At 41.3% G+C, this 21,138-nt stretch carries 21 protein-coding genes; 6 read left to right on the forward strand and 15 right to left on the reverse strand.

Annotated features, from left to right (window positions below; all coding sequences use genetic code 11):
• Nucleotide 1 precedes the first annotated feature (1 nt).
• From ACFFIP_RS09485 to ACFFIP_RS09495, 3 genes are all read right to left on the reverse strand, one after another.
• Nucleotides 2–1,057 (reverse strand): DUF4249 domain-containing protein, encoded by a 1,056-nt coding sequence (locus ACFFIP_RS09485; RefSeq protein ID WP_382387369.1) that lies wholly within the window; start codon nucleotides 1,055–1,057, stop codon nucleotides 2–4.
• Nucleotides 1,054–3,657 carry a TonB-dependent receptor gene (locus tag ACFFIP_RS09490; protein ID WP_382387370.1) on the reverse strand — a complete coding sequence of 868 codons (2,604 nt, stop codon included), beginning with the start codon at nucleotides 3,655–3,657 and terminating at the stop codon, nucleotides 1,054–1,056. The genes ACFFIP_RS09485 and ACFFIP_RS09490 overlap by 4 nt, the downstream gene beginning before the upstream one ends.
• 210 nt (nucleotides 3,658–3,867) lie before the next feature.
• Nucleotides 3,868–5,541, reverse strand: coding sequence for an amidase (locus ACFFIP_RS09495; RefSeq protein WP_382387372.1), 1,674 nt, complete (start codon nucleotides 5,539–5,541; stop codon nucleotides 3,868–3,870).
• A gap of 70 nt (nucleotides 5,542–5,611) precedes the next feature.
• On the opposite strand from ACFFIP_RS09495, the gene ACFFIP_RS09500 reads away from it, so the two are divergent.
• Together ACFFIP_RS09500 and ACFFIP_RS09505 are read left to right on the forward strand one after the other, a co-directional pair.
• Nucleotides 5,612–6,049, forward strand: a complete 438-nt coding sequence (locus tag ACFFIP_RS09500; protein WP_382387373.1) for a hypothetical protein — start codon at nucleotides 5,612–5,614, stop codon at nucleotides 6,047–6,049.
• Nucleotides 6,050–6,114: 65 nt separating this feature from the next.
• Nucleotides 6,115–7,074 (forward strand): sugar phosphate isomerase/epimerase family protein, encoded by a 960-nt coding sequence (locus ACFFIP_RS09505; protein WP_382387375.1) that lies wholly within the window; start codon nucleotides 6,115–6,117, stop codon nucleotides 7,072–7,074.
• Nucleotides 7,075–7,083: 9 nt separating this feature from the next.
• On the opposite strand, the gene ACFFIP_RS09510 is transcribed toward ACFFIP_RS09505, so the two are convergent.
• The 4 genes from ACFFIP_RS09510 to ACFFIP_RS09525 all read right to left on the reverse strand — a co-directional run bounded on the left by ACFFIP_RS09510 (nucleotide 7,084) and on the right by ACFFIP_RS09525 (nucleotide 9,997).
• Nucleotides 7,084–7,404: a hypothetical protein gene (locus ACFFIP_RS09510; RefSeq protein WP_382387376.1), complete on the reverse strand. Its 321-nt coding sequence runs from the start codon at nucleotides 7,402–7,404 to the stop codon at nucleotides 7,084–7,086.
• A 17-nt stretch (nucleotides 7,405–7,421) separates the two neighbouring features.
• Nucleotides 7,422–8,822, reverse strand: a complete 1,401-nt coding sequence (gene fumC / locus ACFFIP_RS09515) for a class II fumarate hydratase (RefSeq protein ID WP_382387377.1) — start codon at nucleotides 8,820–8,822, stop codon at nucleotides 7,422–7,424.
• A gap of 198 nt (nucleotides 8,823–9,020) precedes the next feature.
• On the reverse strand, nucleotides 9,021–9,494 hold the full coding sequence (locus tag ACFFIP_RS09520; protein WP_382387378.1) for a hypothetical protein: 474 nt from the start codon (nucleotides 9,492–9,494) through the stop codon (nucleotides 9,021–9,023).
• 122 nt (nucleotides 9,495–9,616) lie between these two features.
• Nucleotides 9,617–9,997, reverse strand: coding sequence for a RidA family protein (locus ACFFIP_RS09525; RefSeq protein ID WP_382387379.1), 381 nt, complete (start codon nucleotides 9,995–9,997; stop codon nucleotides 9,617–9,619).
• Nucleotides 9,998–10,155: 158 nt separating this feature from the next.
• Here ACFFIP_RS09525 and kynU point away from each other — a divergent pair, with 158 nt between their 5' ends.
• Both kynU and ACFFIP_RS09535 read left to right on the forward strand, forming a co-directional pair.
• Entirely contained in the window at nucleotides 10,156–11,442 is a 1,287-nt protein-coding gene (kynU, locus tag ACFFIP_RS09530) for a kynureninase (RefSeq protein ID WP_382387380.1), read from the forward strand.
• A 27-nt stretch (nucleotides 11,443–11,469) separates the two neighbouring features.
• Nucleotides 11,470–12,825, forward strand: coding sequence for an FAD-dependent oxidoreductase (locus tag ACFFIP_RS09535; protein ID WP_382387381.1), 1,356 nt, complete (start codon nucleotides 11,470–11,472; stop codon nucleotides 12,823–12,825).
• Nucleotides 12,826–12,890: 65 nt separating this feature from the next.
• On the opposite strand, the gene ACFFIP_RS09540 is transcribed toward ACFFIP_RS09535, so the two are convergent.
• On the reverse strand, nucleotides 12,891–13,214 hold the full coding sequence (locus ACFFIP_RS09540) for a hypothetical protein (protein ID WP_382387382.1): 324 nt from the start codon (nucleotides 13,212–13,214) through the stop codon (nucleotides 12,891–12,893).
• Between the two features lie 1,050 nt (nucleotides 13,215–14,264).
• Entirely contained in the window at nucleotides 14,265–15,179 is a 915-nt protein-coding gene (locus ACFFIP_RS09545) for a M28 family peptidase (protein WP_382387383.1), read from the reverse strand.
• A 72-nt stretch (nucleotides 15,180–15,251) separates the two neighbouring features.
• On the opposite strand from ACFFIP_RS09545, the gene ACFFIP_RS09550 reads away from it, so the two are divergent.
• On the forward strand, nucleotides 15,252–16,238 hold the full coding sequence (locus ACFFIP_RS09550) for an NTPase (RefSeq protein WP_382387384.1): 987 nt from the start codon (nucleotides 15,252–15,254) through the stop codon (nucleotides 16,236–16,238).
• A gap of 69 nt (nucleotides 16,239–16,307) precedes the next feature.
• Here ACFFIP_RS09550 and ACFFIP_RS09555 read toward each other — a convergent pair whose 3' ends face one another.
• The 5 genes from ACFFIP_RS09555 to ACFFIP_RS09575 form a co-directional block, all read right to left on the reverse strand.
• Complete coding sequence (locus ACFFIP_RS09555; protein WP_382387385.1) at nucleotides 16,308–16,565, reverse strand: DUF6952 family protein; 258 nt, start codon at nucleotides 16,563–16,565, stop codon at nucleotides 16,308–16,310.
• Nucleotides 16,546–16,860 (reverse strand): thioredoxin family protein, encoded by a 315-nt coding sequence (locus ACFFIP_RS09560; protein ID WP_382387386.1) that lies wholly within the window; start codon nucleotides 16,858–16,860, stop codon nucleotides 16,546–16,548. The genes ACFFIP_RS09555 and ACFFIP_RS09560 overlap by 20 nt, the downstream gene beginning before the upstream one ends.
• 82 nt (nucleotides 16,861–16,942) lie before the next feature.
• Entirely contained in the window at nucleotides 16,943–17,518 is a 576-nt protein-coding gene (gene yjjX, locus ACFFIP_RS09565) for an inosine/xanthosine triphosphatase (protein ID WP_382387387.1), read from the reverse strand.
• 53 nt (nucleotides 17,519–17,571) lie between these two features.
• Nucleotides 17,572–18,279, reverse strand: a complete 708-nt coding sequence (locus tag ACFFIP_RS09570) for a YebC/PmpR family DNA-binding transcriptional regulator (RefSeq protein ID WP_382387388.1) — start codon at nucleotides 18,277–18,279, stop codon at nucleotides 17,572–17,574.
• Nucleotides 18,280–18,385: 106 nt separating this feature from the next.
• Nucleotides 18,386–18,829, reverse strand: coding sequence for a gamma-glutamylcyclotransferase family protein (locus ACFFIP_RS09575; protein WP_382387389.1), 444 nt, complete (start codon nucleotides 18,827–18,829; stop codon nucleotides 18,386–18,388).
• 160 nt (nucleotides 18,830–18,989) lie between these two features.
• Here ACFFIP_RS09575 and ACFFIP_RS09580 point away from each other — a divergent pair, with 160 nt between their 5' ends.
• Entirely contained in the window at nucleotides 18,990–19,481 is a 492-nt protein-coding gene (locus ACFFIP_RS09580) for a DUF4890 domain-containing protein (RefSeq protein WP_382387390.1), read from the forward strand.
• 165 nt (nucleotides 19,482–19,646) lie between these two features.
• Here ACFFIP_RS09580 and ACFFIP_RS09585 read toward each other — a convergent pair whose 3' ends face one another.
• Nucleotides 19,647–21,137 (reverse strand): glutamate synthase subunit beta, encoded by a 1,491-nt coding sequence (locus tag ACFFIP_RS09585; protein ID WP_382387391.1) that lies wholly within the window; start codon nucleotides 21,135–21,137, stop codon nucleotides 19,647–19,649.
• Nucleotide 21,138: the final 1 nt, after the last annotated feature.

The following is a 21,138-nucleotide window of genomic DNA, read 5'->3' on the forward strand; positions in this document are numbered from 1 at the left end:
ATCATCGTCTAAATGGAGCTGGAGGAACAGGGGAGGCATCTGGAAAAACTTCGGTACATACAATTGTCACTTCTTGTAAAGGCTCAATATAATGCTGGAGGTCCACCGATGCCAGACGGATGTCGGTTCTGGACAATAATGCATCAAATCTGCTTTCCTGGTAAACAAAGAAATTCCCCAATACCAATCCGCTTGGATCATCTGCCTTTGAAATGTTTCCACGTATTCTAAAAGGGGCAGGGTCAAAAATGCTCCCGGTATTCTTTTGTTGGAGGTCTACCTGTTCCAAATAAGCCAGATTATCTTTGCTTATCGTTCTCATATTCGTCTCCACAAAATATCTGCCCAAAGAGGAAAGTGGAATATCGGCAATGGTCTGTTGGAATGTCCTGCCGATAAAAGGCTCATTATCCAATAGATTCATTTTATTAAAAACATTTGGAAAGGCAGAATAACAGGTACAACCACAGTTGTCATTCATGGAAAATGTATAATCCTCAGAAATACCTGAAGTTCTAAAAAAATAACCCAATTCACCTGCTCCAGGGTCTGTGATGGTAGCCTTGACTGAAGCGAAAGTTCTCAATTGCGTAAAACTTGAGCCCTCTGTGGAAATACTGACCAATGCTTCATAAGCTGAAGCTGTTATCTCAGAGACCTCCACCAATGGTGGCATCTCTTCGTATCCACTTTCATAGGTTTCACCGTTCGTCAACCTCACCACTAACCGGTATCCGGTACCGGTTTCCACTGGGAAATAATCGTTGGGGATATAGGTATGGTCCTGCACTCTTTTGAAAGAAATCTGCCTACCCTCCCCATCTTCTATATACACCTGATCCACAGGAGCAGCCGTGTATTGGGGAGCCCGAATTCCTGATATGAATGGACTCGAATAATAAACCCTGACATAATTTTGACCTATCTGATTGCCATACCAGCCTTCAATTACCAACTGCCGCTCAAAGTCGGGAATAGCAATCGTGATCTCATCAATGCAGGATGTCTGAATTGAAAAAATCAAAATCATGAAATAAAAAGAGATTCTCCTGATCATTTGAAGGTAAAATTATAGGTGACTGATGGGATCACAGTGCCGATCACAGCCAATCGGTATGACCTCGGTACAGATCCGCTGAAATCTGGCTGAAAAAACCATGAAAAAGGATTCTTTCTGGCATACACATTATAAAGGGCAAATGTCACATCGCTTTTATAATTGCTGTTTTTCTTTTGATTGCCCTCAAAAGTAAAGCTCAGGTCCAATCGGTGATAATCTGGAATCCGGGCCTGATTCCGCTCCTGATAATCTATGACGATACTGCCATTAATATCATAAATACTGCTCGGCAACGTAATGGGCCTTCCTGTTCGGTAGTTGAAGTTTGCTGAAAATGAAAGCCTTTTCTTAGGCTTGTAATTAAGCAGGATGGATAAGTCATGGGGCTGATCCCAATTGGCAGGAAAATAACGGCCTTGATTGATGATTTCCTGTTCAAACTCTCCCTGAACCTGTCTCATTGTTCTGCTGTAAGTATAAGAAATCCATCCATTGATTTTTCCGGTCTTTTTCTTCAACAAAAACTCAGTTCCATAGGCATAGCCTGTTCCCATCACCAGATCTGATTCAAGGGTAGGGTTCAGAAATAGCCTTGCACCATCCTTGTATTCCACCAATGAGTTGAAATCTTTGTAATACCCCTCCACAGAAGCCTCTATCCTGTCCCGGTCAAAATTTCTATAAAAACCAAGGGCATATTGCCAACTCTCCTGTGGCCTGACGTACCTGTCCGATAATTTCCAAACATCTACAGGTGCTGATGCAAAATTATTGGACAGTAGATGGAGATATTGAAAGCTTCTGTTGACAGAGGCCTTGATAGAAGAATTTTCGCCAAGGCTATACCTCAAACTGAACCGTGGCTCAAGACCATAATACTGCTGATAGACCTCTCCTGACCCATATGAAAGTGTATCAATGATATTGTCTTGGCTTTTGGGTAAAGCAGCATCATAGAGATACACATCCTTGGCTCCCAAACCCAAAAATCCCGAATATCGCAAGCCTGCCAAACCTTCCAGTTTTTCTCCCCATTTCCAAGGAATTTGGGCATAGACCCCAAGTTCTAAGGCCTGATCATCCGGAATATGCTTGGGTACAACCAATGAATTTTCGTTTTCCGGCCTCAAAGTCCCCATTCCCATGCCGTAATGATTCACCTGATAACCAAACTGCAGGTCCTTTAAAACATCACCCATCCACTCCATTTCATGGTGCCAGCTGAGATAGCCGATTTTGGAATCCAATGAAAATCCCAAAGGTTCAATTTCACCAATTACAGAATATTGATAAGATGAATAAATCAAAGAAATATCGGAGGCTAGTTTGTCTCCCCATAGACTGCTCCATTTCAATGAAGCGGCTTGGGATTGCCAGGAATAGGCCGTATCTCTTCCAAATCTGAAATAATCACTGCTGCCATAGAGGCTTAGGGAAAGCTGATTGGACTCATCGATTGTATGGTCCATTCTCAGGTTTCCATCATAAAAATATGTACTGCTTTCTTTTAGTTTGGTGTCCTGCATCCTGTGCATGATCCAGTTAGGATAGGCATATCGCCCAGTGGCCATCACTTGTGTACGTTTACTGATTGGCCCATTGAAACCCAGTCTACTGGAAAGAAATCCGATCCCTCCGGTCCCTGTCCACTCTTGGGTATCTCCCGCCTTTGTTTTGACATCCAACACAGAACTTAACCTTCCACCATATTTGGCAGGAAGGTCACCTTTGTATATGGCAGCTTCAGACACTGCATCCTGGTTGAAAATGGAAAAGAAACCAAACATATGGGAAGGATTAAAAATAGGTGCGCCATCCATCAGAATCAGGTTTTGGTCCACACCACCTCCCCTGACATTGAATCCGGAAGCTCCTTCCCCGACGGTAGTCACACCTGGCAATAGAAGCATGCCTTTCACCACATCCACCTCTCCTAACAATGGCGGCAACATTTTCAATTCCTCAATCGGCATCCTGTTCACCCCAAGTGTGGTCCCTTTGACATTGTAATCAATAGCCCTGTCTGTCACGGTTACCAGTTCAAGTTCATTGATAGACTCAAATAAGGTGATGTCCAATGCCAAAGGCTGGTATACCCTGATGATCCGCTGCTCTGTAGCCTTTCCCATAGCACTGAAATACGCCACATAAGTACCTGATGGTATAGTGGCACTGAAACTTCCCTGGTAATCGGTCATAACGCCCAATTCCAGTTCCGGAATGGAAAATAAAGCCGATCCTAGGACTGTTCTGGCTTCATTGTCACGGATAATACCGCTGACTTCAAAACTCCTTTGTTCCTTCCCCAATTCCTGCTTTCTCTTATTGGCCTCCAGAAAGGGTTCCCTAAGCCTGCTGGGATAGATGATGACATAAGCATTCCCGACCAGGAAGTAAGCGTAAGGGGTATTCTCAACCAATCTGTCTAAAAAATCACTCCCCAAATCTGATGCTGTCACTGAATTAATCTTCTCAATATCCTTGTCATGGATCAAAATCCTATAACCATGGGATTGCTCATATAGATCAAATAGCAATTTTAACTCCTTATTATCTGGTGAAGCTTTTTGAGCTGAACTACAAAAAATAGCACTCATGAATATGATTATAGAAAGAAAATATTTCATCTTTAAAGTTTAGTCATGCAATAATAGCAGATTTATTCTCTAAGACTTAAAAAAGAAGCCTAATGATATAGAAAAATGGGGAATGGTAAAATGGAATGATAAATGGAAATAAAAAAGGGGCTTTGGAAAGCATTCACAAAATACTTCACCAAAGCCCAATCAATCAATATTTTGATGTTTTTATTTGTCAAACAATGGCGGCCTTTGTTCCTGCCAATCGGTAAAATCCTGATAAGCCCTTCCCAGCATGATCAGTTTTTCCTCATCAAAAAGGTTGGCCAGGAAGGTTATGGATACAGGACTACCATTTTCTGTAAATCCATTCGGCATACAAAGGGCCGGATGTCCGGTGAGGTTAGTAATCTGTAATTGATTGCCTCCATAAGAAGGGGTCACAATCACATCATACTCCGAAAACAAAGTATGCATTTCCTCAATGAGGATACTTCGGAATCGATTGGCCTGCAGGTACTCCACCGCAGGAATAAAGCGGGAAGAACGGAACAAGTTTGGCCAGGCATTTCTATGTTGGGCGACCAGCAAATCATCCTGATCCAATCTGGTCATTTCATCAAAAGCTGCAGCTCCCTCCACATACAATGAAATCAACATAGAAGGCACATCGACTGAGGTCTTTAGTTCAACGGGATGCAACTCCAAGCCCATTGCTTTCAACTCATCCAATACTCTCTTATCATGGACCGTAGCTCTTGGTCCTTCAAAATAAGGGGAGAAATATCCTATCTTAAGGTCTTTAATTGATTTGTTCGCTTGGTAATTAAATGCAGCTGGAATAGTGCTTTTATCCTTCGAATCAAATCCATTGATCACTGATAAGACAATACCATTGTCCAAAGCCGATCTGGATATCGGTCCTATTTTGTCCATACTCCAGCTCAGGGCCATGGCGCCGTGACGGCTTACCCTTCCGAAGGTAGGTCTCAATCCTGTCACTCCATTTCTGGTAGAAGGAGATACAATACTACCCAAGGTTTCCGTACCAATGGCAAATGGAACCAAAGCCGCACTGACTGCTGATGCCGAGCCTGCTGATGACCCACTGGCCCCTTGTTGCAGATTCCAGGGATTTTTCGTCACCCCACCATACCATACATCGCCCATGGCCAATGCGCCGAGGGTAAATTTGCCCACCAACACCGCTCCCGCACTCTCCAGTTTTTCAACCACAGTGGCCGTTTCATCAATCACCTGGTCCTTGTAGGGCATAGCTCCCCATGTAGTTCTGGTTCCCTTTACTGCCAGCAAATCTTTGATACCATACGGTATACCGTGTAATGGGCCCCTGTATTTGCCCTGAGCAAGTTCTGCATCCATTGCCTTGGCAAATATTATTGCTTCTTCCTCCATCAAGGTGATCAGACACTGCAAAGTATCGGAATGGGTTTTGATCCTTTCCAGGTATATCCTTGTCAGCCTTTCAGAACTGATTTTTTTGTTTTTAATCAGAACAGAGAGGTCCGAAACGGGAAGAAAAGCAATATCATGGTCCTCTTCGGGCAAGCCTACTTCTTTGGGCAAACCCCATTCAAATTCCTCCTGCACCTGGTTCGGAACAAAACCATGTGGAAGAGGATTAAAGTACAGTGCAGGCGAAACCGAGTTTTCCAAAGGCTGTTGGCGCATCCGCTCAAAACTGCTCCTGTGATTGTTCAGATTTTGGATCATGCTGTCCTTTTCAGCAGGTGAAAATTCCAAACCAATCAAGGTCTCTGCCCCTGAAATTGTGCCAGGAGTAATCTCTCCTGCTTTTTTCCCAGCTATAAAGCCGATGGACAAAAGACCTGTCCCTAGGATAAATAAACTGAGCTTTGACTTATTTTTATTTGGCATCATGTAGTTTTGTGTTTGAATAAAAACCCTTTACTTACCGTAAAAGTTAACTTTGGAAATATAATCAATAATCATGATGGACAAAACTGCCAGTACACCGAGCTTTCCAATGCCTATGCGAGGGCTTTTATTGCTTACAGGAATGTACACCTTTGCATGGGCTGCTTTCTTCAGGTATTTTGGAGAAGACCTGCTGAAATGGTTATCCATGGACAGTACATGGTCTTCAGCCATGCAAAGCAGTCTTTTCGGAAGTATCGGTATGTTGACCTCATTCTTGATCTTCCTAAGTGCTTTTTACCCACTCAGCTGGAGGTACCTATCATGGATCGGAATATCGGGGATGTTTGCACTGACCATCTGGTTTGTCGTGGGTTTTGTCCCCGAACTCGGTTGGAATAAAAGAACTATTTTCCACTTGTTTTTCAACCAATTGTTGTGGTTATTCCTCTTGTCCTACATCAGCAAAAGGGCAATAGATGTCAAGAAATTTTTGGAAAATCAAAAATAATCACCGCTTTCATTGTGTGATGTTTACATAATCAATATACTGCTAATGATTTTAACATATTCACCATGAAAAGAAGACAATTTATCCAACATATTGGATTAACCACCATAGGCATGAGCGTATTACCCTCCTTATCATTTGCATCACAAGAAAGTCTCACAAATTTTGGGGTAGCCTTGTTCACCTTGCCAAAGTCCCTTTCGGAGGATTTTGAAGGCACTTTGAAAATGATCAGTGAAATAGGGTACAGGGAGTTGGAGTTTTTTGGCCCCTATGATTACAGCACAGCAGCAGCCAAAGAAGGCTGGAAAATGGCAGCCAACGCTTTGGGATTTTCGGGGAGCGGCTATTTCGGAAAATCTCCAAAAGAATTAAAAGTCATATTGGACAGGTATGGCCTTTCTGCCCCGTCCATCCATATCGACCTTCCCACATTGCAGGAAAACATGGGGGCTGTAGCCGAAGCGGCACATATAGTTGGGCATAAAAATGTAGGCATTGCCATGATACCGGATGACATGCGCAAGAACCTTGACGATTACAAAAAAACTATTGACATTTTTAACGAAGTGGGTGCCAATGCCAAAAAACACGGACTGAACTTCTTTTACCATAACCACGGATATGGTCACTCCCCAATGGAAGGTGTTATTCCATTCCAGATGATTTTGGAGAATACAGAAGCTGATTTGGTCAAAATGCAACTGGACGTATTCTGGTTTACTGCTGCCAAAGTGGATCCTGTAAAATATCTAGCAGATAACCCCGGCAGATTTATTTCCCTTCACGTGAAGGACATGAGTGAATTGAAGACTTTTGCCGGAGATGGTGGCAATATGGGTGAATGGATGGGCCTTTTCCCTTATTTGGCAGATGCCGGTTCAGGGGTTTTGGATCTACAAAAAATCTTGGCATCGGCAAAAAAATCAGGGGTCAAGCATTTCTTTTTAGAGAAAGACCTGACCCCAGAACCTGAAAAAGCACTTCAAAACAGCTTTAAGCACCTTACAGGTTTAACTTTATAATTGTTCCTCTTACAAGAGAATAATCAACAAGATCAAAATCACTATCAAAGCACCCGTGGAAATGTACAAGCCGCTTCCACGGTTTGCTTTGGCTTCCTTATTGAGTTCTTTCAATTCGCTTCTGATTTCTTTCCTTTCCTCCTTACTCATTTCCGAGAAATTCATTTCCTTGATTTCCAAAACCCTGGATTCAATTTCCTTGAATCTCAGAATTTTAGCTTCAGTAAAGTTTCTTTCTTCGTGAGCAGGCTTGGAGGCCGCCACACTTAAATTGGTACCCGCAGCCATCATGATGGCCGTTAAGGATAAAGACAAAATGGTTTTTTTCATAATAAAGTTTAAAATTTTCACTTAAGACTTCCTATCATATCTTCAGGTCTCACCCATTCATCAAATTGCTCATTGGTCAACAAACCCAATGCCAAAGCAGCTTCTCTTAGGCTAGTACCTTCTTTGTGAGCTTTTTTGGCAATGGCTGCAGCATTTTCATAACCGATATGGGGGTTCAATGCTGTTACCAACATCAGGGAATTTTCAAGGTGACGCTTGATAAAAGGTGTGTTTGGTTCAATACCTACAGCACAGTTATCGTTGAAAGACACACAGGCATCTCCGATCAGGCGTGCAGACTGAAGGAAGTTGGCAATCATCATCGGCTTGAACACGTTCAATTCGAAATGACCGTTGGAGCCACCAACAGCAATAGCTACATCATTGCCCATTACCTGAGCTGCGACCATGGTCATGGCTTCTACTTGGGTAGGATTGACTTTACCTGGCATGATGGATGATCCCGGTTCGTTTTCAGGAATCAAAATCTCTCCAATTCCGGAACGTGGACCTGAGGACAACATCCTGATGTCATTGGCGATTTTCATCAAGCTTACTGCCAATTGCTTCAATGCTCCGTGGGATTCCACAATACCGTCATGTGCTGCCAAAGCTTCGAATTTATTAGGAGCGGTCACCATAGGCTGTCCTGAGAATTCAGCAATTTTCTTGGCCACCAATTCCGAATATCCTTTTGGCGTATTCAGCCCTGTACCTACAGCTGTACCACCCAAAGCCAACTCGGAAAGGTGGGAAAGGGTATTCTTAAGTGCTTTCAAACCATGATCCAATTGAGCCACATATCCTGAAAACTCTTGTCCCAAAGTAAGAGGCGTAGCATCCATAAAGTGGGTTCTACCGATCTTTACCACATCCATGAAAGCTTCTGATTTGGCTTTCAGGGTATCTCTCAACTTCTCAACTCCCGGAATTGTAGTTTCCAACACTATTTTATAAGCGGCAATGTGCATGGCAGTTGGGAAAGTGTCATTGGAAGACTGGGATTTATTAACATCATCGTTGGGGTGAATAAGCTTTTTGGCATCTTCCAAAGAACCCCCAAGTAACACGTGCGCTCTGTAGGCAATCACCTCATTGGCATTCATGTTGGATTGTGTACCCGAACCTGTCTGCCAGATGACCAATGGGAACTGATCGTCATGTTGACCTGCCAGGATTTCATCACAGACTTTTGCGATGATATCTGCCTTATCCTGCGCCAATACACCCAATTCAGCATTGGTCAAAGCAGCCGATTTTTTGAGGATAGCAAAAGCACGGATAATTTCTATTGGCATGCGGTTACGCTCACCTCCGATTTTAAAGTTATTGATAGATCTCTGTGTCTGGGCTCCCCAATATTTGTCAGCAGGGACTTCCACTGGACCCATGGTATCTTTTTCTATTCTAAAGCTCATATAGATAAGTTTTTGAGTTGATTTATTCGACTGCTAAAATACGACCTGATGGCCATAATCCATAGTTATTTTGGGTTTAAGTAAGCATCAATTGTACCAATGGCATGGGCATGTCCACTTTTGGAAGCGTGAATGTTGACTTTGGTATTCATAAGTTTTATTTCCCAATAAACCGGGAGAATTGGCCTTCTCAATCTGTCAATTGTTCAACAATCCATAAAAGATCTTTTGGGAAACTTTGATTTTTCTTTTGAAATGAAACCAGGCAAAAAGATAATTGCCCAATCCAAAAGCCAGACTGAGTACGGCATACACCGGTTTGTCTGCTAAAAATCCAAAAAACAAAGCCATCAATAGGGTGACTCCTGACCAGAAAGCCAGAAAAAAAGCTGAGCTGGGAAATAAGCGATATTCCAAAAATAGGATACAGCCTATCGGGGTTGATTCCACTTTTCCCTTGATCAAAGGCAAAAAACTGTCTGCTTTGTCTATCACCAATGAAACCCGAAATCGATCTTCTTCAAAAGTCCCGTTGAAACTGTATCCATTGGCCTTTCTTGCTTCATAATCCAAAAAATTGACATCTCTTGTAACTTGATTGAGCCTTCCAATCACCTCATCCTGATTGTAGGAAGAGACTAATACTTCGCTTTGATGGGGAAATACAGGCATATTGGACAAACTCAAATCGTTCTTGAAAGTTGGGGCTTCTTTAAAAAATTACCAAAATAAAAGTAGGCAAAAAACTTAGGGGCATGGTTAATACCCCTAATGATCAATATTCTTCAAAAGAATTATTTTACTGCAATACAGGAAATTTCCACATTGACATCTTTAGGAAGACGGCTGACTTCAACTGTTTCTCTTGCCGGAGGATTGGTTTTGAAATACTGTCCATAAGCTTCATTGATGGTGCCAAACTGCCCCATATCTTTGATGAAGATGGTACATTTCACCACATCACCAAAACCAAAACCGGCTTCTCTCAACACCGCCTCCAAATTTTTCATTACCGCGTGGGTTTCTTCTGTAATGTTTTCATTGATCAGGCTGCCTGTATCTGCATCAAGAGCAATCTGTCCTGAAACAAATAAGGAGTTGCCTGCTTTTACAGCCTGACTATAAGGACCAATAGGAGCAGGAGCTTCTTTGGAAAAGATGATTTCTTTTGACATAACTTTCAATTTTTATGCAAAATAGGGATTCATTGGCCAACCACCGAAATCAAAATGATTTTTTTGATTTCGCAAAGATTGTATGTTTGAAAGCTGTTTTCAACCAAATCTCTCAGGATTGGTTAAATTTGAAAACTGATTAAGATAACAACAACCCAATGGAAAAAATATCCTATCAATATTCGGAAGATTTTGCAAGAGAAATGGATGCCAAAGATCCCTTGAGGTCTTTTAGATCCAAGTTTTATTTCCCAAAAGTGGAAGGAAATGAAGCCATCTATTTTTGTGGAAACAGCTTAGGTTTGCAGCCCAAAACCACCCAATCCTACATACAGCGTGAGCTTGACAACTGGGCAAATCTCGCAGTAGATGGACATTTTTATGGAGAAGATGCCTGGTATCATGTGCGCAAAAAATCCAAGCCTGCCTTGGCTACCATAGTGGGAGCACACGAACATGAAGTCGTGGCCATGAACAACCTGAGTTCCAACCTTCACTTTTTGATGGTTTCATTTTACAGACCTACTCAGGAAAGGTATAAAATCATTACCGAAGCAGGGGCTTTTCCATCTGATATGTATATGCTGGAATCACAGGTCAAATTCCATGGCCTGGATCCTGATACTGCAATCATTGAACTGGTCCCTAGGACTGGCGAATATACCTTGAGAACAGAAGATATCCTCAGGGTGATAGCAGAAAATAAAGACCATTTGGCTTTGGTCATGATGGCGGGGCTACAGTATTATACCGGGCAGGTATTTGATATGGAGGCCATCAGTCAGGCGGCGCATCAAGCCGGAGCTTTGGCAGGTTTCGATCTTGCGCATGCAGCGGGAAATGTAAGTTTAAAACTACATGATTGGGACGTGGATTTTGCCACTTGGTGCAGCTATAAGTATATGAATTCAGGACCTGGAAATATCTCTGGCATATTTGTCCATGAGCGTCATGCGGAAAACCATGAACTACCAAGATTTGCTGGCTGGTGGGGCCATGATGAAGGGGAGCGCTTTAGGATGGAAAAGGGCTTCAAGCCCATGTACGGTGCCGATGGCTGGCAATTGGCCAATTCCAATGTTCTGGCACTGGCAGCACATCAAGCATCTTTAGATATTTTCGAAGAAGCGGGAATGGAAGCCCTTAGAAAGAAAAGTGAACTATTGACGGGCTTTTTGGAGTTTTTGATAGAGAAAATCAGTGGAGAAAGTGGTGTAATAGAAATAATTACGCCAAAAAAACCCAATGAAAGAGGTTGTCAATTATCTTTGCTCATCCATAAGGGCGGAAAAGACGTATTTGATGAATTTTACAAACATGGAGTTGTAGGGGACTGGAGAAATCCAAATGTAATCAGATTAGCGCCTACCCCACTGTATAACAGCTTCTTAGACGTATACCGATTTGCAAAAATCTTAGAACAATCCCTTCAAAAATTCGCTTAATATCAAAAAGGGAAAATCTCTCAAACCATGAAAAAAAATGAAATCAGCATCTTGGGTTCGGGCCTAATCGGATCCTTGCTGAGCATTTATTTAAAAAAACGAGGCCTTGATGTACATGTTTACGAAAAACGGGCCGATAACAGAAAAGGCGAGTACAAGGAAGAAGGCCGATCCATCAATATGGCGCTCAGCGATAGGGGATGGAAGGCTTTGGAAAAAGCAGGACTGAAAGAAAAAGTGCTTCCTTTGACTATCCCGATGTATGGCCGAAAGATCCACGATGAGCATGGAAATACTTCTTTTATGCCTTATGGCAAAGAAGGGCAAGCCATATATTCAATTTCAAGAGGGAAATTCAACCATCTCCTGATGGATGAGGCCGAAAAAGAGGGTGTTCAGATTCATTTTGAACATAAAATCGAAGAAGTAGACTTAAGGTTGAATGAACTTAGTGTAAATAATCCTGAAAACGGATCAGAAACCATTTCTTCTGAAGTGATTATAGGAGCAGATGGCGCCTATTCATCTCTGAGAAATGCCATGTTGAAACAGGTACGTTTCAATTACAAACAAGAGTACATTTCGCATGGATACAAAGAACTGAGTATTCCGGCCACTAAAGAAGGGGAATTCGCGATGGATCCCAATGCCCTGCATATTTGGCCAAGGGGAAGCTTTATGCTGATTGCTCTCCCAAACCCTGATAAATCATTTACCTGTACCCTCTTCCTTCCTTTCCAGGGTGAAAGGGTCTCTTTCGAAAATATCAGGGACGAGAAAGACATTAAAGGGATCTTCCAAAACTATTTTCATGATGCCTTCCTCTTGATGCCTAATTTGGTCAAAGAATTCTTTGGTAATCCGACTTCTTCCCTAATCAACATTGAATGCTACCCTTGGATGCTGAATAAAGCAATGCTGATCGGTGATGCTTCCCATGCCATGGTACCATTTTATGGTCAGGGGATGAACTGTGGCTTTGAAGATTGCTATATCTTAGATGGCCTGATAGATAAAATCGGTACCACAGCTTGGGAGCTGGTCTTTGCTAAATTCCAGAAAATCCGTAAACCGGATACAGATGCCATCTGCCAATTGGCTTTGGAAAATTTTGAGGAAATGAAAAATGAAGTGGCAGATCCTAAATTCCTGGTGAGAAAAAACATTGAAGCAAGGCTCCATAGCCTTTATCCAAGGGAATGGGTTCCATTATACACTATGGTCACCTTTTCTGATATGCCCTATTCTGAAGCCTACGCACAGGGTAAACTCCAGGAAGCCATCATGGACAAAGTCATGCGAGATCCTCTCATCACACAAAATTGGAATAAAATGGACTATGAGGACATCATTAACCAATTGGACAAAGCGAAATCTGTCTGACAGGTTGGAACAAAAATAAAACATAGGGAGGCCAAAACTGGCTTCCCTTTTTTAATTCTGAAATTTTATGCCCCCAACCTTACCTTATACACCTTCACAAAATCCTCCTCTTCTTCCAGATTAACGGAGGCTAAAAACCAAAGGTAACCATCACGATAAAGCCACTGCCTTTCACTAAACTGCAAAGGAATCTCCAATTCAGTTAGTGTATTTCCATCAAGATCCATGACCAGCATCCTGGGATTGTAATCTTTTCTGGATTTGTCTAAAAAATCCATCCAACCAAGGTTTTCATATTTCTCTTGTTCCCCCTCAGGAATTCCAGGTAAAAAGGAAACCAAGACATATTGATCAGTCACTTTTAGGTTTTCTATTCTTCCGGAAAACATGTCAGGATTGATTATTCTTGGGTCAGCTTTTTTAAATTCCTCTCCTTGATTGAAGAAATAATCAGAAATACCAAAGTCAACCCTTCTGATTTTTTCATTTGGTCAAATTTCGACACTTCTTCATTGGAAGATTGTATTGTCCACTATCCATCGGTTTATTTGCTTTACCAAAATTTTTAGGACATTTTTTTCATAAATTCTTTATGGTTGCTGTGTACAAAAACAAGACTATTGCCTCGTTTTTAATTATATTGAACTGAATTTCAGCTTCTTTCAGTTCATCAATAAGTCCAAGACCGTCCATGATAAGAAACGAAAAAGCCTTATTCCTTTTTTTTCCTTTTCATGCTATGCTTGATCATGCTGCCATAGCCCAACAAAGCAAGAAAATACAATAGCAGAATAATTATATATTTCATTTTCTATTGTACTACAATAAATATTTTTGCAATATTTCAATATGTTCTTTAATATAAATAATGGATAAATTCATCCGTTTTCCCAAAAAATATTTATCGGAAAACCTTAGATTTTTTGGAACAAAATTTAATTCCAAAAGACACGGCTTTGAGCTAAGTTTTTTTGTAAACGAATCTGATGAAATCTTGTTCCACCACTCTTCAAAAAACGCCCTCAAAGGGCTATTTTCAAGGGTACAAAAAAACAAGCTTTTTTTATCCACATTTATCCACACTTATCCACACAGACCTTAATTTTATCCTTATGTTGTTGATTTTCAGCATTTTAAATATATTGGCAAATACCTCATTTTGTGGATATCTTACTGTAAATGAGTTTTTTACAGTTGTTTGGGATCAGCAACATCGTGGATAAATTAAACCAACAAAATATTATTCTAAAACCTGATTTCTTGGTTTTATCTAATATTGCAAACCGCTAAAAAGTGAACCTCCAAAATAGGTCGTTCATTTATCATACTTGCCTTACCTCAAGTATTGCTTTAAGCAGCTTAATATTTAATAATATCAAACCAATAAAAATAATATTATATCTATTAAGTGTGTGATTTTTCAATGAATGCTGATGGTATTATTTCTCAGAAAGGTTAGTTTGGTCCAAAGCATTGATGATATCCGCTATCAACTCCACGGCAGCCACATAAAAATCCGGTTGGATATTCTCAAACGTATCAGTTTCCTGATGATAATCTTCATGGTCTTCCACACCGAAATAGATAAATGGAATTCCATTCAAGTGAAACTGTGAATGGTCAGAAGCCAAAGTCCAGTCCTGCATCCCAGAGTCTGGTTGGTCATGACCAAAAAGCAGTTCGGGACTCCTTCCTTCTGAAACTTTCTGCATGGTTGGTTTTAAAAATGGATAATGGTAAGTTCCTACTGCATAGAGCTGGTTGTCATCATTTCTGCTGATCATGTCCATATTGATATTGAGAACAACCTGTTGTAACGGAAATGGAAAGTCACTGACAAGTGCCTTTGCTCCCTGATGCCCCATTTCTTCAGCATCCAAGGCCACAAACATCATAGAATGCTGGGGCCTGTTTTTAGTATAATAAGAAGCCAAAGCCATCACAGCAGCTGCACCAGAGGCATTATCATCTGCACCGTTGAAGATCTTCTCTCCCTGACGGCCGATATGGTCATAATGCGCCATCACCACAATAATTTTTTCGCTTTGAGATCCCGGAATAAAAGCAACAATATTAGCGGCATTTTCATACAGTTTGCCATCTCTTCTATTCCTGAAATCAAAATATTGGGTGTGATCGGGATATTGGGAACTCAGACCCAAAGCTTGAAAGCGGGCTTTGATATAATCCATTGCCTTTAACCCTCCTTCAGACAAGGGCTTCCTCCCTTCCAGTTCGTCGGAAGATAAGTAAGCAATATCCTCCAACAACTGCCCTGCATCAATTTTTTGCCCAAAAGACAAATTGGATTCAATGCAAAAAATCAGCACAAATATTCTCAATAAATTCATCATATTAGAGTTTCAATTTCATCGTTAGTATATTCGTAAAAATAGTAAGGAATCCTTCGCAGTATAAAACCACTTATGAAATATTATCCTTTCCTGCTGATTCTTTTTTTTCAGAGCACTGTCTCTTGGTCGCAGGGTAGCCTTCCGGAATTTTTTTTGGATGGAAAATCAGTAGTGATGATTTCCAGTTCCCCGCAGGCAAGACCAGCACTGGAATGGCAGCAAATAGCTGAACACATACATCCTGCCTTGGTGCAAGCGGGCGGAGACCCGGTTTCCTATTATGAGCTGGAAGACATTGCCTTATCTGAAGAAATACAAGCTGGCTATGCTTCAGCCTTTAGCAAGAGGCAAATCCGATCTATTGTCCTGGTCACAAGAAAATCAAATGGTACTTTTGAAATTCATTTTGCTCCTTTTACAGGTAACAGAAATATCATTCCCAATTCAGGTGTATCCAATATTCAAGCGGCGAACCTAGAGGATCTGACAGAGACACTGAATGCTATCGGACAAACAGTGAAAAGTAAAAACTTATTGGTTTTGGAGGTACCTGAGTATCCAAATTCAGAAGCAGGAATTCAGGGCACAAAAAGATTTATCAATAAAAACCCACTCAACCTGAACGTTTTCAAGCTCGGAATCCCTCTTTCCGGTACTATAGGTGATGCAGGACTTTTGAGTGCTTATCGATATGATTTACTTGGCAAGTCCGAACAGACTATTTTGGCCGAACAGGCTGCTGAAAAAGCAGGAATGGAAAGCATTTTTCAACAGTACTATCCGCATCAGTTCGAATTCCTGACAACTGCCAAAAGTGATGCGGAATTGGTCAGAGAAAGAGTTCAGTTTATACTGGTAAGGCAGGAAGGCAAAGAAGGGGACTTGATGCAAAGTATGGGAATACCGGTTGACAATCCGGAAGAAAGAACCAGGATAGTCGTCAAATACTATATCAGATTGATTGTCCGTGACGAATTATATGTGGGAACCGAATGGGACGCCGATCCTGATTGGAGAAAAGCACTGATCAGTTTCCTCGAAAACCTGAAAAAAGAATAGGGGCCGATTGGCCCCTATTTATTTGCTATATATCGTCCGATTGGGTGATCAAACAACTTCAAGCATCTCTTATTTGTCAATAGATCCGGTAACTCTTTTCATAAAGGCATTCATAGCTTCCTTCTTATCCATGCCATCCTTTATCATTTGATTCACCTCCAATGTGCCATAAAGATTTGAAAGCAGCTCTCCCATGACTTCCAACTCTTCATCCTTCAACGAAGGAATCTCAGTCATATTTTCCAGTAGCTCAATTGTCTCGTGAACCCAATCTTCATCGTTGGCTTCAATAAAGCCCAATACATGCTTAATTATTGGCAATCTCATCGATCAATGATTTTAAAATGTCTTCTTTGTTGGTTTGGGTCTGATTGACTAATTGTCCACCTTTAAATGCAGCAAAGGTTGGCAGATTGGTTACCTGCGCTAATTTTCTGGATTCAGGATTTTTCTCAGCATCAATGTAAATGAAAGTAATGCCCTCATAATCTCCTGACAATCTCTTCATTTTTGGCTTCATGATTCTACAGTTACCGCACCATGTAGCACCGTATTGCACGATCACTTTTTCATTCTCATTGACAACTTCCTGTAATGTATCTGTAGCTAATTCCTGTAACATATTTTCAAGGTTTAATTTTCAGGATGCAAAGGTAAGGCTTATTGATTTTAAAACCCAATTGATTTTATCAATATGCCATAGCTTAAACCGGATAGTGCTCTGATTTGATAAAGGGAATAAGTGCCAAGACAACTGCTTGTTGGTAATATTCTTTTCTATCAAGTGCACCATTGGTTAAAATTCCCACAGCCCCATTGCCCTGTTTGGAATTATTTCTATCAAAAACCTTATCATCTGCCTCACCAAGTTCCATTCCGCCATCAACCAACTCAACAATGGCTTTGGGAAGAAAGAAGGTTGAGGTTTTGGATTTGCCTACTTTTCCGGATTTATCCATCACGACAACCCAAGCGTATGCTTCCATTTCCCCATCCACGCGGTTGATTCCTCCTTCTATACCTACCCAATAATCTGCTTCAGGAAAAACATTCTTGGAATTCTTGGCTCTATTATATGCTCCTTGGTAAGTCTCTTCATCACCAAATGGCTGTTGCGACACATCTGAACTCACATTCAGACCCTCCACTAAAAATGAACCCACAAATGACTGGTGAAAAGCTGCATCAGTACAGGATATTTTAATTGGATTTCTACTTCCTACAATGACTAGTTTTTGACGAAGGTCTTCTTGAATATTTCTTCTTTTCGGGAAATTCATTACGATTGGTATAAAATAGTGACAGCGGTATCTAGACCACTGTCGTTAAATTTTTAGGCTACATTGGTGAAAACCTGGTTCACATCGTCATCCTCTTCGAGTCTTTCGATCAGTTTGTTGATGTCCTCTTCCTGTTCTTCTGTCAATTCAACAGTAGTCGCAGGGAACCATTGAAAATCAGCATTAATGATCTCGATATTCCTGTCTTCCAGAGCTTTTTGCATTTTGCCGAAATCTTCAAAAGCCGTGTATACAAATATTTCACCTTCGTTCTCCGCAATTTCATCCAGTCCAAAATCAATCAATTCCAATTCCAGCTCTTCCATGTCCAATGCTCCATGAGCGAAACGGAAAACAGCCTTTTTATCAAACATAAAGCTCACTGATCCTGAGGTGCCCAAAGAACCTCCTGATTTGGTAAAATAACTTCTGATATTGGCAACAGTTCTGTTGGTATTATCTGTTGATGTCTCAATGATGACAGCCACCCCAAAAGGACCATATCCTTCATATACGATTTCTTCGTAATCCTTTTCATCCTTATTGGAAGCTCTTTTGATCGCAGCTTCTATCCTGTCTTTAGGCATTGATGCTCCCTTGGCATTTTGGATTACAGTCCGAAGCTTGGAATTATTTGTCGGATCAGGACCTCCAGCTTTTACAGCCATCACGATCTCTTTGCCCAAGCGTGTAAATACCTTGGACATTTGACTCCATCTCTTAAATTTTCTCTCTTTACGGAATTCAAATGCTCTTCCCATTGCTATGCGTATTTTAAAGGTGGGTAAAATTAATAAATCTTTTCTATTCGAATGAATTCAGGGATTTAGTTTCCCCTCTTTTCTTAAAAAAGACCCAAAAATATCTTCATTCTAATCTACCCACCCGATTGAGGATTTGGGAAAGGTAGGTATTGGGAATTTCATTCTCCTGACCTCCCTTGATAATTACCTGCCAATACTCAGGAGATGGAAATATACCATCAACTGTATTGTTGGAAATAAAGGTAAATGCTTCCACTTTACCGGAATGGGTAAATATTTCTTTTGTTACAAAATCATACCCTGGCTCCGAATTCAAAAAATAATCCCTATCCTCTTCACTGATTTCATAGAGAATCCCATATACAGACTCATTTGGACTTGGGATGATATTGGCCCTAGCACTTCCATCGGGGTTTGGAAAATTAAACCTGAAACCATAATGAGGCAGGATTCCAGCTCCAACCTTTTTGGGCGCCTGTCTCAAACGGCCTTTCAGTGTAGATTCATCCAAATTGCTGGCATACCCGAAATAATAAAAACTATCCATGATGCAATTTAAGATTTGTTAACATAATAAACCAAAATCTAGATTAAACCATCTATTCCGAGATCAGTCTAACCGTCAAATAAGCAGCAATAGAAATGAGTTCTTACCCGGGATTTGAACTCCTCCATCAGCTTAAAAATTATCACATAAAAAAAAGACCATGAAAAAGCTACTAATAATCGCCATGATGTTCTCACTCTCTTTCACTGCTTTTGCACAAAGAGGACAACAAAGAGAAATGCCAACTCCTGAACAAAGGGCCGAGATGCTGACCAACAGGACGGCAGAAAAACTTGAATTATCCGAAGATCAAAAGAAAAAGATCTACGATATCCATTTGGAAAATGCCAAAAAAAGACAAGCGGAAAGAGAGACAAGAAGAGCAGAGATGGAAGGCAAACGCGAAGAAATGAATGCCCAAAGGCAAAAACAAAATGATCAGATTGAGGCCGTACTTACTCCAGAACAAAAAGCCAAATATGCTGAAATGAAAGCTTCCGCCCGAGAAAGAGGCGCCATGAGACCCGGAAGAGCCGGCGAAAAGCGCCCTGAAATGAGAAAAGGACAGGGACAAAGAGGCGGACAGGACGGAAAATTTTACAAAGGTGGTGAAGGAAGAAAAGGTCCCAAAACCACTACAGAATCAATATAATTTTCATAGATAAGGTTGGTTAAATAGGTAAAAAGCCCGGGCCATTGACCCGGGCTTTTTTTTGCCAAAAAAGAGCAGGTCACCGACCTACTTTTTTTATTCCGGCTGAGCGAATTGTTCAGCCTTAACTAAACTTACTATCACGCTTACTCTTTTATCTTAGGCTTATTGCTGACTATCTGAATGCACAATGATTTCTTCTTCAACTTCATAAAATCCTTCGTCTTTCTTCGGAAGGGCAGAAGTACCCATCAGGAATTCGTCCACTTTAACGGCTGCTTCCCTTCCTTCAGAAATTGCCCAGACCACCAAAGATTGCCCCCTGCGCATATCTCCCGCCAAAAAGACCTTTTTGCTCGTACTTTGATACGCTTTGGATTTGGGAAGGCTGTTTTCCATAAGGTCAACTCCAAATGCTTCCAATAACCCGTTTCTTGCAGGACCGGTATAGCCTATGGCAATGAATGCCAAATCACATGGCAAAGTTCTTTCAGTTTCCGGAAGCTCTACAAACTGCATCCTGCCATTTTCTTCCTTCCACTCCAGATCTACCAGTACGAGACCGGTAACTTCCCCTTTTTGATTTCCCACAAATTCCTTGGTTAGGATAGAAAAAACCCTATCGGCTCCTTCTTCATGTGAACTGGATGTTTTTAAGGTCATAGGCCATTCAGGCCAAGGATTCAAAATAGTTCTTTGCTGGGGCGGCTTGGGAAGCAATTCCAGCTGGGTAATGCTTTTTGCACCATGACGGTTAGAGGTACCAATACAGTCCGAACCCGTATCACCACCACCAATAACAATCACATGCTTACCCTTTGCGGAAATCGGATTCGCTTTGATTTCTCCTGCAATCACCTGATTCTGTTTTCCCAAAAACTCCATGGCAAAATGTACCCCTTTCAGGTCAGCTCCTTTGATCTTCAACTCTCTGGGCTGTTGCGCACCTGTAGCAATGACTACCGCATCAAAGTTTCTGAGGATATTCTCGGCTTTGATATTGAAACCCACCTCAGTTCCTGTACTGAAAATCACCCCTTCCTGCTCCATAATTTCTACCCTACGGTCAATCACCCACTTTTCCAATTTGAAATCAGGAATCCCATATCTCAAAAGCCCTCCGACTTTGTTGTCTTTTTCAAATACCGTCACTTCATGGCCTGCCTGATTGAGCTGGTCTGCCGCGGCTAATCCTGCCGGTCCGGAACCGATGACCGCAACAGATTTACCTGTCCTGCTTTTTGGCTGTTTTGGCTTAACAAAGCCCAACTCATAGGCTTTTTCAGCAATTGACTTCTCTATGAGTTCAATGGCCACAGGATCTTTATTGATACCCAGGACACAGGAAGCTTCACAGGGCGCTGGGCAAATCCTACCGGTGAATTCTGGAAAGTTGTTAGTGCTTCGAAGAATTTGAAAAGCTTCTTCCCATTCATTTCGGTATACTGCATCGTTAAACTCCGGTATGACATTGCCCAGCGGACATCCCTGATGACAAAACGGTACGCCACAATCCATGCATCTTGCTGCTTGATGGTTCAGCTTTTCAGCATTGAATGGCTTATATATTTCCTTATAATCATGAATTCTTTCTTCAGGAGAGCGCGACTCCGGCAACTCCCGCTTGAATAACAAAAAACCTTCTTTCGCTCCCATC

This window comes from Fontibacter flavus (assembly GCF_042432905.1).
Taxonomy (GTDB): domain Bacteria; phylum Bacteroidota; class Bacteroidia; order Cytophagales; family Cyclobacteriaceae; genus Fontibacter; species Fontibacter flavus.